Below are 13,045 nucleotides of genomic sequence, written 5' to 3'. Positions count from 1 at the left end.
TAAAAGGAGAGAAGTCGCAAGTAAAAGGCAGTAAGTTGCAAGTAAAGGATGGGAGTCGCAAGTAAAAGGAAGAAAGCTGCAAGTAAAAGGCAGTAAGTTGCAAGTAAAGGGTGGGAGTCGCAAGTAAAAGGAGGAAAGCTGCAAGTAAAAGGCAGTAAGTTGCAAGTAAAAGGAAGAAAGCTGCAAGTAAAAGGCAGTAAGTTGCAAGTAAAAGGAGGAAAGCTGCAAGTAAAAGGTGGGAGTCGCAAGTAAATCCCAGTAAGTTGCAAGTAAAAGGAGAAAAGCTGCAAGCATCCACCTACAAATCGCCATGAAGTCTTGCTAAAAAGGGTAATTTACTAACAAACCAAGGTTTTAGAGCTTGAGTGAACCCTTCCTTTAAATAGAAAGAAAAAGCCCTCCATGATAGAGGGCTTTTCAACAAAACGTTATTATTTTACTGTCTCTGGTACACTTAAGCCTAAACCTTCAGCAACTTTTGTGCCGTATTCAGGATCTGCTTTGTAGAAGTGACCAATTTGACGAAGTTTGATTTCTTCTAATTCTACAGGTTTCATTGCGCCAACAATGTTTGCAACTAATCTTTCGCGTTCTTCTGTAGACATTAAGCGATATAGATCCCCAGCTTGCGTGTAATGATCGTTATGATCATATGCAACACTTTCTGCTACTCCAGATACCGCAAATGGTGTTGTTTTATTTTCAGGAGTTTCTTTTGGACCGCTAAAGCTATTTGGCTCGTAATAAACAGAACCGCCACCATTGCCGTCAAAGCGCATTTGGCCATCGCGTTGATAGTTATTTACTTCATTGCGAGGGCGGTTAATTGGAAGTGCATTATGGTTTGCACCTACGCGATAACGATGTGCATCACTATAAGCAAATAAACGACCTTGTAGCATTTTGTCTGGTGAAACTTCTACACCCGGTACTAATGTTCCAGGAGAGAAAGTTGCTTGCTCTACTTCTGCAAAGTAGTTTTCTGGATTACGATCAAGTACCATACGACCAACTTCGATTAAAGGATAATCTTTTTGTGACCATACTTTTGTTACATCGAATGGATCAAAACGATACGTTTCTGCATCTTCTAATGGCATGATTTGAACATAAAGTGTCCAAGCAGGAAAATCTCCTTTTTCAATCGCATTAAATAAATCTTCTGTATGATAATCAGGATTTTCCCCAGCAAGTTTAGCTGCTAGATTTACATCAAGGTTTTTAACCCCTTGTTCTGTTTTGAAATGATATTTAACCCAAACGCCTTCTCCGTCTTCGTTCACCCATTTAAAGGTATGGCTTCCGAATCCATGCATATGACGAAGTGTTGCAGGAATACCACGGTCTGACATAAGAATTGATACTTGGTGTAAAGATTCAGGTGAATGAGACCAGAAATCCCATACAGCTGTTGGATTTTTTAAGTGTGTTTTTGGATCTCTTTTTTGTGTATGAATGAAGTCAGGGAATTTAATCGCATCGCGAATAAAGAATACAGGTGTATTGTTACCAACGATGTCATAATTTCCGTCTTCTGTATAAAATTTCACTGCAAATCCACGTGGATCACGAACCGTATCAGCAGAACCTAGTTCCCCAGCAACTGTTGAAAAGCGAATGAACATTGGTGTTCTTTTGCCTACTTCAGATAGGAAGTTAGCTTTTGTGTATTTTGTTAAGTCATTCGTAACTTCGAAATATCCATGAGCTCCAGCCCCTTTAGCATGAACAACACGCTCAGGTACACGTTCTCTATTAAAATGAGCTAATTTTTCAAGTAAATGTACATCTTGTATTAAAGTAGGTCCACGATGTCCAGCGGTTATGGAATTTTGGTTGTCCCCAACTGGTGCTCCCCAGCTAGTAGTTAATCGATTATTTGACATATAAAAAATCACCTCATAATTTAGTTCTTTAGCATATGTATATTATAATATCATCTATAAATAAAAAATCAATATAATTTTATAATAATTATAAATAAGTTTTCCGGGGGATATAATTTGAAAGGGTTTTACATACTAATGAATACTTAATACTTGACAAAGTATAAGATTTTATAAATAGGACTAATAGAGAACAGAAATACATGAATGAGAATTAAGGAAGCATGAATGAAGATTATTTATTTGTGGAATAGAAAATAGTTATATCCGTACACTTTATGAATGGAGTATCCGATTTATTCCTCATAATCTGCTAGGATAAAGACTGTATTTCCCTTATAATGAAAGAAAGATTTTCGTCGGAATAGAATATAGGGGGCTTTACTTCATGTTGCAAAAGGAATCAGCAAAAGAGAAAAGTATTATATTAATTGGGTTTATGGGGGTAGGGAAAACAACAATTGGAAATGCGTTAGCAAATAAACTCCAACGAGATTTTGTAGATGTTGATCATCAATTAGAAAGAGAATATAACATGTCGGTTTCCGAAATTTTCCACCATCACGGAGAGGCGTTCTTTCGAAATAAGGAGAAAGAGATGATTAGAGCTTTATCCAAACAGACGCAAAAAGTTATATCCCTTGGGGGAGGAGCTTTTTTACAAGAAGACATTCGGGAAAGCTGTCTTGAAAATGGTATCGTCATATATTTGGACATGTCCTTTAAAGCATGGAAGCAAAGAATTCCATTTATTATCGATAGCAGGCCAGTATTACAAGGGAAATCAGAGGAAGAAATAAAGAATTTATTTAATGAGAGAAAGGCAATCTATGTAAACCATCATTTGAAGGTGAAAATGGATGGGAAAGAGCTAGAGGAAATAGTAGAATCCGTAATAGATTCCTTGGATCTTGCTTAAATAATAGAGAAATGGGTTATTGGAGGGAAAAAGGTGAGTAAAAGCGTTAAGGTAAGAGATGTTTTCATTGGTGAAGGACTGCCGAAAATATGTGTTTCCCTTATTGGGAGAACAAGTCTAGAGCTAAGGGAAGAGGCAGCATTACTTAAGGAGCTTCCAATCGATATAATAGAATGGCGAGGGGATTATTTTTCAGAAGTAGATGAGATAGGCAGTGTGATAGATGCCCTTCACGTAATAAGAAATACGATTGGAAATATTCCTTTACTATTTACTTTTCGAACAGCTGATGAGGGTGGAGAAAGACAGATAGAGAAGGAAGCTTATTTTCTTTTAAATAAAAGGGTGGTAGAAACAGGGCTGGTTGATTTACTAGATATGGAATTATTTACCGACGAAGAAGCAATGAAGGAAGTTATTAAGCTGGCGCATGGACAGCAAATCAAAGTCGTGCTATCTAATCATGACTTTGAAATAACACCATCGAAGGAGGAAATTCTTTCTCGATTACAGAAAGCACAACAATTGGGTGCGGATATTCCGAAAATTGCAGTCATGCCTCAATCTGTTAAAGATGTTTTAACATTGTTAGATGCAACGGCAACGATGAAGGAAATTGCTGCAGATCTACCAATTGTAACAATGGCCATGGGAGGAAAAGGGGCTGTGAGTAGAATGGCAGGAGAAATATTTGGCTCAGCTATCACGTTTGCAGCAGCAAAAAAGGCATCAGCACCAGGGCAAATTCCAATTGAAGAATTAAGGAATATCTTAAATATTTTACATAAAAGTTTATCCCACTCTTAACGGACAGTAAGACTCTCCCCCTTGTTAATGGAAATTCGAGAAAGCTAGGAGGGAGAGCAACTGTCCGTAAAGGTCCGATTGGTTCAACTAACCATCAGTGGTGGAGAAGGAACCCCCACTGAAGGAAGTTTCCCTTTATGACAAGGATTTCGCAAAAGAACGAATCTTATTTCTTTCTTTTGCGAAATCCTTTTTCATCCAATTAAATAAAACGGACTAGCTAGTTAAAAGATTGTTCCCGATTAAAGAGAATCGTCTATAAAACTTGCTTAAAGAAAGAAAAAGTTGGTACACTCAAACTTAAACGATACTCATTAACGGAGCTGTTGAAATTGAACGTAGACGAAAGATTAGCACAGACAAAAACATTTTTCGCATCCCAAAAAACATTGCTCTATACATTCCGGCTGCAGCAGCTGGAAAAATTGAAAAATGCTATTTTAGAAAATGAACAAAGATTAATAGAAGCCCTTCAGAAAGACTTAGGAAAGCATCCTTTTGAGTCCTATACATCGGAAATAGGCTTTGTGCTTAATAGCATACGTCATGCAATGAAATATCTAAAAAGATGGATGAAGCCTAAAAAAGTAAAAAGTACATGGAGCCTATTTCCTTCCAAGGGAGAGATTCTTTCCGAGCCATATGGGACGGTTCTTATTATTGGTCCCTTTAATTATCCATTTCAATTATTGATTGAACCATTAATTGGAGCAATTGCTGCAGGGAATTGCGCAATATTAAAGCCTTCCGAGCTTGTGCCAACTGTTTCAGCTGTGGTAACGGATATGGTTAATACTATTTTTGAACCTTCCTATATATGTTCTGTAGAAGGAGGAGTGGATACAAATCAATTGTTACTACATGCTAACTTTGATTATATTTTCTTTACAGGCAGCACAAAGGTTGGAAAAATCGTAATGGAAGCAGCTTCCAAGCATTTAACGCCTGTTACGTTGGAGCTTGGTGGAAAAAGTCCAGTTGTTATTGATGAAACAGCAAATTTGAAGATAGCGGCCAAGCGCATTATATGGGGAAAGACATTAAATGCCGGTCAAACTTGTGTCGCTCCAGATTATATTATGGTTCATGAATCTGTCAAAGAGCCATTAATCGCTGAGTTGAAAAATACACTAATGAATTATTTTGGAGAAAAGATTGAAGATAGGAAGGATTTCGGCAGAATTGTGAGCGAGCGACAGTTTCTTCGCTTACGAGAAATGCTAGAAGCGGACCGGGAAGGGATTTTATTTGGAGGGAATAGTAATATCGAAACAAGATTTATTGAACCAACTATACTGGATGCTACATGGGCATCAGCTTCTATGCAAGAAGAAATCTTCGGTCCGATTTTACCTGTCTTATCGTATACAAAATTAGACGAAGCAGTCGAAGCGATGAAAAAGCTAGATAAACCTCTAGCTCTTTATCTTTTTACAAATAGCAAAGAGACGGAAGAAAAGGTGATCCATGCTATATCATCTGGGGGAGTTTCTATAAATGATGTACTAACACATATTGTTCCGCCAAATTTGCCTTTCGGTGGAGTAGGCGCATCTGGCATGGGAGCTTATCATGGCGAATATAGCTTTACAACCTTTTCGCATCAAAGAAGTGTGCTCAGAAAAAGTGTTAGAGTAGATATCCCGATTCTTTTCCCACCGTATACAGAAAAAAAGGAAAAAATTATTCGTAAAGTGCTAAAATAATTAGCATTAGGAGGCTGATTTATTGATTAATACACTGCTAGAAGAAGCAAAAACGTTCATTGAGACGGCATATAAGGAACTGAATAAGTCTGGAGAAGAGATAGAAAAAAGAGTTTTACAAGTGAAGAAAGCCATCTATGAAAAGGGATATTATGAGCATACAGAGGAAGAATTAATATATGGCGCTAAAATGGCTTGGCGCAACAGTAATCGCTGTATCGGTCGATTGTTTTGGGAAAATCTTCATGTACTAGACAAACGGCATACTAGAACAGAAGAAGAAATAAAAGAAGCCTTGTTCCAGCATATTACCTATGCAACAAATGGAGGGAAAATAAAGCCAACGATTACTATTTTTCAGCAAGAAACGAGAAATTCCTCTATCCGAATATGGAATCACCAGCTTATTCGTTATGCTGGGTATGAAACAGAGCATGGTGTTATTGGGGATCCTGACTCCATTGCTTTTACAAAGGAGTGCATAAAGCTAGGCTGGACTGGAGAACAAACAAATTATGATATCCTTCCACTTGTTATTCAAATGAATGAGCAAAAGCCGAAGCTATATGAAATCCCGAAAGAAATTATTTTAGAAGTACCTATTCAACATCCAGAATATCCATGGTTTGAAGAATTAGGCTTACAGTGGTATGCTGTGCCAATTATTTCTAGTATGCGCCTTGAAATTGGTGGTATTTCTTATACGGCAGCACCATTTAACGGCTGGTATATGGGTACAGAGATTGGAGCAAGAAATTTAGCGGATGAAAATCGCTATAATATGCTACCAACCATCGGGGAATGGCTTGGTCTCAACCTGAAAAGGAACGCTACTCTTTGGAAAGAAAAAGCCTTGGTGGAATTAAATATTGCTGTATTGGACTCTTTTCAAAAAGCAGGTGTAACAATTGTTGATCACCATACCGCTGCACAGCAATTTAAGACATTTGAAAATAAAGAGGCAGAAAAAGGGAGAGATATTACTGGCAATTGGGCATGGCTAATTCCGCCGCTGTCTCCTGCAACTACCCATATTTTTCATAAACGCTACAATAATGAAGGCAAAAAACCAAATTACTTTAATCAAAAATATCCATTTAACTAAAAATTTAGAGTGGAACGAAGATATGGCTTAGTTCCCTCTAAATTCAGTAATACCAAATGTTTGATTATAGTCATAGCCATTAAAATAAATATCTAAATCATGAAAATATCGATGCAGATTTCGCATAGAGGCACGATCATCCTTTTCCGCCACAATCTGAGCATTTGCAGCGATATCTTTGATGTCTTGTGCAATTTCTTGATCGGAGACCTTTATATCCTTTATCTCATTAAGAATGGAAAGTGCTGCTTCTTTTTGTTTTTCATAGCTTGTTGTTTCCAATCTCCCCCAGCCTAATGTTTCATTATAAAAATCATGCCAAGTAGAAATAAAATTGTGTCCGCTCGTCCCATCTGCTAAAGTGACAACTTCCTCATTGACAGGAGTATTAACTTTTTCCGTATCAAAAGATTCTTCTACTGCATTGGAAGTTTCCTTTACGACAGACCGCTCATTGTTTGTTTGTAAGGGCGATTTACTGTCAAATAGTGTTTGTATGACAAAAAAGGAAGAAACGCCAATAGCAGTAACTGTTAGTAGGATGGTAATAGTCCAAGTCCAAAATTTCATCTGTAAAATATTTCCTCCTTTTAAAATGCTCAACTATTAGTCTATCACTTGTAAAATATGAATTCAATGATTCAAAATGCATCAGCGTACAGGAATCAGCAAGCTAATAAACAAATTTCTCTACCTGCTTGCATAAATTCACTAAGCTTGGACAAGGTAACAAAAAAGGAGTGTTCGTATGGAAGGAGAAAGACATTTACCTATAGAATTTAGTAATCATATGCACGATTCGTTGACCCATTTACAAGAGAAAATTGGGGAACTCAAGCGTACGATGGATGAAAAAGATTGCTGTATCTTAAATGACTTTGAAGAAGTAAATAAACAATTTAAAAGTATTCATCATAGTGCTGCTACCTTCTATTTGCAATTATATTTAGAGCCTTATACAAAGGATTTAGAAATTCTTACAGCATGCGCCCAAGCTTTATCGGAGAAGCGTCATGGTGCACTAATCGCCATTAAGCGCAATGATGGATTAGCAACACTTGTCCATTCCGGAATTCCTTTGCATGCAAAATTATCTCCGTCTCTATTAGAAGCAATTTTCTACCCAGGCAATCCTTTGCACGATGGTGGGGTGCTGATTGAGGAGAATTCAATTGTTTCAGCTGGAAATATTTTTCCTTCCTCTGTTCATTACAATGGTAAGGAAAAATTAGGGACAAGACACCGTGCAGCCATTGGTTTAAGTGAGATATCTGATGCATTAGTTATTGTCGTTTCCGAGGAAACAGGCAGAATATCGTTCGCCTTGGAGGGAGTTTTATATCCTATCCAACCTGGGGGAATAACCAGCTAGGATATTACCATCTTAAGCAAGAGGAATCAAAATATATATCCGTAAAAAGAAGTATATTGCCAAAAACGGGATTTAAATGCTTTTTGACTGATCCCCTTTTGGCTTTAAACTGAAAAAAGACCTAATAATGGTCTTTTTAATTAAAGCTATAGGATATTCTTCAAGGTTTCTTGCAGCGTACCTCGTGTTTCTGCATTTTTTTCGAAATGCATGCCAACATGCACCATTTTTTTCACTAACTCTGGCCTTAATCCAGTCAGAATCGCTTTGCAACCCATCATTGAAATCCCTGCTAATATTTTTTCGAAATAATCAATTACATCCATTTCCATTATGGCTATACCAGAAAGGTCTATAACTAATATTTGGATTTTGGAATCTCCTATATCATTAAGTACCTTTTCCTCAATTACTTTAATTCTGTACGAATCAATATAACCGATTAACGGTAAAACGGAAATAGATTGTTTTATTGGAATAATTGGGACGGATAAATGTTCAACCATTTCTCTTTGTTTATGTAGCATCTCATCCTTGTAATGAGAATAGCTCAGAAAAAAGGTATTTAAAAATTGATCTATTTTTTCATTGAATATTTTTTCCATACTGTAATAATCATCACGATTTTTCATTATGTCTTTTTCTTCATCAATCATCCGTATAAAGTGCCATAGCGTTCTTCTTATAGCTTGCACCCATTCAAGCTTTAATTCAAGTGTTAAAGAGTGTTTTGCCCAAGCAATTCCTTCTACTTTCGCAAAAGAGATTAATTCTTCTTCCTGCTGATCGACTGTATAAAAAATTAATTTTTTGGCGTTTTTTAATAAATCGATGTTTCCTTTGTTTAATATTTCTGTAATCTTTGTTGATACATTTATTGCTTCAGTAAGAAGTTTTTGATTGAATGGAATTTCATTTTCATTAATGAAAGTTTTTAATTCTTCCTTTATGTAAGCTATTGTATTCATTTTCCGATACTCCCGTTTATTAATTGAAATAGAAAACACTATTTTTCCGCTAGTAATTTTTTTTAATAGGTGGTATTTACCCAATTGTTTAGAAGTCAAAACCTTAAAAATTTATTTTCTTTAAGAAAATAAAGAGAGGGGAATGTAGTAAAGAATCTTAGGACTAACTTAATAGATAAATCTTCCTTTTACCATGCTGTTTATACTATGTAAAGGTTTTCAAAAGTAAGGTACAATAGATTAAAAAAGGAAGGGAGATGGGATATTGGTACATAGTTTAACAAATGGTGTCTATCGTTTTTGTGAATGGGTAATGCGATTGGCTTATTTAAATATCCTTTGGGGAATTTTTACTGTTTTAGGACTTGGTTTATTTGGGTGGATGCCAGCAAGTATAGCGATGTTTTCTGTTACAAAAAAATGGGTCAATAGAGAGACGGATATTTCTATATTCCCAGTATTTTGGAATAGCTACAAGGAAAATTGGCGGAAAGGGAATATCCTTGGGATGATTTGTACAATGATTTTCCTTTTATTTTACATTGATTTTCGGATTATCAGCGATTTGGGTCAAACGTTACCTATTATTCTCTTTCTTGGTTTATTTCTATACTTTATGACTACTTTCTTTTATCTTCTACCAATCTTCACCTATTATGAACTTAGATTATTTGAGTATCTAAAATATGCGTTTTTCATCGGGTTTTTACGTCCACTTCATACATTAGGCATTTTTTTAGCCGTGTTTTGCGTTACGTTAATTGCTTCACTCCATATTACGCTTCTATTGTTCTTCAGTGTTAGTTCCATTGCATTTGTTATTACATGGATTGCTGGGAAAGCGTTTGTCAGTATAGATAATCGTTTGCAAAAGCTCAACCAGGATCGAACTATTTGAAGCAAAGAGGAGCTCAGCTATGAAAAACTGGTTTATTTCTATTCTCAATAAATATAAGCAGTTGAAAATCAAAAACAAGCTCATTCTAACGATTTTATTGATCATGATAGGTTCTTTATCCTTTATCTTAGTTGGATTCCAATATGCATTTCATGTATACGATCAACAATATTATCAAAAAACGACTGAAGTATTACATATGTCCTCCAACCAATTAGAAAAAGAATTAAAGAATATTGAAGAGATTTCGTTTTCTGTTATGACAGATAATAAGATTCAAAGAATTTTGTCGGAAGTAAAAAAGAATGATAATCCATACGAGCGCTATCAGCTAGAAAATGAACTTTGGGATTTATTGACTGATTATGTTGGGTCTTCTAAGTATATTCATTCTATTCATTTGCTAGATGTAAATGGAGTAGAGTACCGGGCTGGAGGATTTTCTTCGCCGATAATTTCTAATCAGAAGGAGAAATGGATAGAGATTGCAGAGGAAAATAACGGGGCGAACCAATGGGTAACAGAAACAGATAGTAACAAAATCTTTGTGATACGTAAAATAAGAGCACATAAAAATTTAAGTTTAGACAACTTAGGTACGCTCCTAATTCAAGTGAATCTAGACAGAATTGTGGAAGATAGCATATCTGAAGAAAATAAAAAGACAAATAATATGATGATTAGTAGTGACACAAATCAGTTTTTTTACAAAGGTTCCTCAATAGAGCTTGAGAAAATCCCTTATTTACCGAAAACGAAAGTGGGTTATCAAATCACAACCATTAAAAGCAAGAAATACTTTATTACGCATTCTACGAGTTCTCACGTTAACTGGGTATACTGGAACATTGTCTCATTTAATTCTATTATTTCGAAAGTGAAAACAACTAAATACGTCATGGTAGGTATTTTCCTGCTTTTGAATTGCCTCGTTTTATTGATGGCAATTGTTTTCTCCGGTAAATTGACCAAACCAATTGAACAACTTGTGTTGGCAATGAAAAATGTTCAAAATGGGAACTTATCCATTACTAATGTGTTAAAGCCAGCAGAATCAAAGGATGAAGTTGGTATTCTTACAAATCACTTTATTTTGATGATTAACCGTATAGACAGACTGATTAAAGAAAATTATGAGAAACAGCTTTTGATTAAAGATACAGAATTTAAGGCATTGCAGGCACAAATTAATCCCCACTTTTTATACAATACCTTGGAGACTATTAATTGGCAGGCAAAAATAAATGGGCAAACGGATATTTCAAGTATGGTGGAGTCTTTAGGCTATCTAATGCGAAATGCCATGAAGATGAAAAATGATGTTGTGCCACTTGAAGAAGAAATTTTCATCGTTTCCCATTATATAAGAATTCAAAAATATCGTTTTGGCGATCGATTAGTTTTTCGTGAAGAAATTTCGCCAAATACAAAAAATTGCTATATTCCTAAATTTATGATTCAGCCACTTGTGGAAAATGCGGTTCATTATGCCCTTGAAAGAATGATGGAGACATGTGAAATAAGTGTGTGTGCCTTTTTACGGGAGAACATCCTTCATATTATTGTAGAAGATAATGGCCCTGGAATGGAGGATACATTATTAGAACAGGTTCTGAAACAGGAAGGGAAAACAAAAGGAAATGGAATTGGATTATCAAATATCGATGCTAGAATCAAGCTTTTATATGGAGATGCATTTGGCTTAACGATCAAAAGCAAAGCAGGAGTGGGAACGAAGGTATGTCTAAGCATTCCAAATGAATGGCGGTGACGGTTTGTATAAAGTTATTTTAGTGGACGATGAAAGAATCATATTAGACGGTATTGCAAACATTATTAACTGGGAAATGCTCGAAACTACGTTAGTAGGAAAAGCTGCTAATGGGATGGATGCTTATCAATTAATTACTGATTTACAGCCTCATATTGTAATATGTGATATTAAAATGCCTGGCATGAATGGAATTGAATTAGTTTCGAAAATATCCGTAAAATTCCCTTCTATTCATTTTATCCTTTTATCGGGATTTTCGGAGTTTCATTATGCCAAAAAGGCAATGGAGTATGGGGTGAAGCATTATTTACTAAAGCCTTGTAATGAGAATCAAATTATGGAAGCGATTGAACAGACTATTAAAGAGATTCATATCACAGAAAAAAGAGAGTCTCATTTAAAAGAATTGAAAACGAAGATGGATACTGTTCAGCCCTTTGTAAAAAAGCAATTATTGACAGAACTTGTTACAAGTAAGAAGTCTGAGAAAAAGACTTTAGCTTATTATGAAAGGCTTTTTCATATTAATTTAGAGAATAAGCAAATTTGTGTTGTGTTATTTCATTTAGAGGGAGAATTCTCCTATGAACATTTATTTATGCTGGAGAATATCGGAAACGATATTTTTGAGAACCCGATTCTTTCATCCAATATCGGAGAATATATTTTGTTCTTGTTAGATCAAAGTAACAACCAAGAAGATCTACAAGAAAGAATGGAGCAAATTCGAAAAAATTTTTATGCTGTCTATGAAATGGATATGACCATCGCTGTCAGCAGCATTGGACCTATTACACAAACAAAAAAGCTTTATCAAGAAGCATTAGAATGTCTCAGTTATCGATTTTATTTAGAAGAAGGCAGTATTATCACAAAAGAAGATATTCAGGAAGACCAAGAAACCGATAGTTTTGATTTTGATGAATTACAACTGTTTTTACAAATAAAGTCAGGGAATTGGGACAAGGTAGAAAAGGAAATGGACGAGGTATTCTATCAGCTTGCAGTTAAACGTGATCCAATTCATTTGACAAGAACCTATGTCATCCAGCTTTTCCTTGCCATCATTCAAACATGCTACGGCAAAAAACTCCCCGAATATATGGGGGAAATTCCTTATTTGCTGGAAGCGAAGTCTATTCAGGAGATGAAGGATTTTCTTCTTCGCCATACAAAAGATATCACCATCTCTTATTATGATAAACATAAGTCTTCACAGACCTTTTTAATGGAGAAAATAAAGGAAATGGTTGAGCTGGAAATAAGTAATCCTGCTCTTTCTTTGAAATGGGTAGCAAAACAAGTCTATATGAATGCAGATTATTTAGGAAAGCTCTTTAAACAAGAAACGGGAGAAAAGTTTTCGAGTTATGTGACGAGAATAAGAGTAAACAGAGCCATTGATGAAATAAAAAACACGGATGATGTCAAAATTTTTGCACTTGCAGAAATGATTGGATTTGGCGATAATCCTCAATACTTTAGTCAAGTTTTTAAAAAGCATACTGGATATACTCCATCTGAATTTAAAAATACAAATTAAAAAAGCACTCCTAATCAATTTATAGAGAATGGATTAGGAGCTTTTTTTTGGAAACCTCTATTTTTTA

Annotated in this window: 11 protein-coding genes; 8 read left to right on the top strand and 3 right to left on the bottom strand. The window is 35.4% G+C overall.

Annotated features, from left to right (window positions below):
• Positions 1-431: 431 nt before the first annotated feature.
• Entirely contained in the window at positions 432-1,886 is a 1,455-nt protein-coding gene (katA, locus tag AB3U99_RS18840; protein WP_400243163.1) for a catalase KatA, read from the bottom strand.
• Positions 1,887-2,274: 388 nt separating this feature from the next.
• On the opposite strand from katA, the gene AB3U99_RS18835 reads away from it, so the two are divergent.
• From AB3U99_RS18835 to AB3U99_RS18820, 4 genes are all read left to right on the top strand, one after another.
• Complete coding sequence (locus tag AB3U99_RS18835) at positions 2,275-2,805, top strand: shikimate kinase (RefSeq protein WP_400243161.1); 531 nt, start codon at positions 2,275-2,277, stop codon at positions 2,803-2,805.
• A gap of 33 nt (positions 2,806-2,838) precedes the next feature.
• On the top strand, positions 2,839-3,612 hold the full coding sequence (gene aroD / locus AB3U99_RS18830; protein ID WP_400243160.1) for a type I 3-dehydroquinate dehydratase: 774 nt from the start codon (positions 2,839-2,841) through the stop codon (positions 3,610-3,612).
• Between the two features lie 332 nt (positions 3,613-3,944).
• On the top strand, positions 3,945-5,318 hold the full coding sequence (locus AB3U99_RS18825) for an aldehyde dehydrogenase (RefSeq protein WP_400243158.1): 1,374 nt from the start codon (positions 3,945-3,947) through the stop codon (positions 5,316-5,318).
• Between the two features lie 22 nt (positions 5,319-5,340).
• A complete protein-coding gene (locus AB3U99_RS18820) occupies positions 5,341-6,423 on the top strand; it encodes a nitric oxide synthase oxygenase (RefSeq protein ID WP_400243157.1) in 1,083 nt (360 codons plus the stop codon).
• Between the two features lie 27 nt (positions 6,424-6,450).
• Here AB3U99_RS18820 and AB3U99_RS18815 read toward each other — a convergent pair whose 3' ends face one another.
• Entirely contained in the window at positions 6,451-6,993 is a 543-nt protein-coding gene (locus AB3U99_RS18815; RefSeq protein ID WP_400243155.1) for a hypothetical protein, read from the bottom strand.
• Positions 6,994-7,171: 178 nt separating this feature from the next.
• Here AB3U99_RS18815 and cdaS point away from each other — a divergent pair, with 178 nt between their 5' ends.
• Positions 7,172-7,795: a sporulation-specific diadenylate cyclase CdaS gene (cdaS, locus tag AB3U99_RS18810; protein ID WP_400243153.1), complete on the top strand. Its 624-nt coding sequence runs from the start codon at positions 7,172-7,174 to the stop codon at positions 7,793-7,795.
• A 146-nt stretch (positions 7,796-7,941) separates the two neighbouring features.
• Here the strand turns inward: cdaS and AB3U99_RS18805 are convergent, their stop codons facing one another.
• Positions 7,942-8,763: an STAS domain-containing protein gene (locus tag AB3U99_RS18805; protein WP_400243152.1), complete on the bottom strand. Its 822-nt coding sequence runs from the start codon at positions 8,761-8,763 to the stop codon at positions 7,942-7,944.
• Positions 8,764-9,028: 265 nt separating this feature from the next.
• On the opposite strand from AB3U99_RS18805, the gene AB3U99_RS18800 reads away from it, so the two are divergent.
• Genes AB3U99_RS18800 through AB3U99_RS18790 form a run of 3 tightly spaced genes read left to right on the top strand, consistent with a single transcriptional unit; the run spans position 9,029 to position 12,978 of the window.
• A complete protein-coding gene (locus AB3U99_RS18800; RefSeq protein WP_400243150.1) occupies positions 9,029-9,661 on the top strand; it encodes a YesL family protein in 633 nt (210 codons plus the stop codon).
• Positions 9,662-9,680: 19 nt separating this feature from the next.
• Entirely contained in the window at positions 9,681-11,432 is a 1,752-nt protein-coding gene (locus tag AB3U99_RS18795) for a sensor histidine kinase (protein WP_400243148.1), read from the top strand.
• 4 nt (positions 11,433-11,436) lie between these two features.
• A complete protein-coding gene (locus AB3U99_RS18790; RefSeq protein WP_400243146.1) occupies positions 11,437-12,978 on the top strand; it encodes a response regulator in 1,542 nt (513 codons plus the stop codon).
• Positions 12,979-13,045 lie beyond the last annotated feature (67 nt).

This window comes from Niallia tiangongensis (assembly GCF_044704065.1).
Lineage (GTDB): Bacteria > Bacillota > Bacilli > Bacillales > Cytobacillaceae > Niallia > Niallia tiangongensis.
Note: the sequence above shows the minus strand (reverse complement) of the source record. Positions and strands in the feature narration are given on the sequence as shown.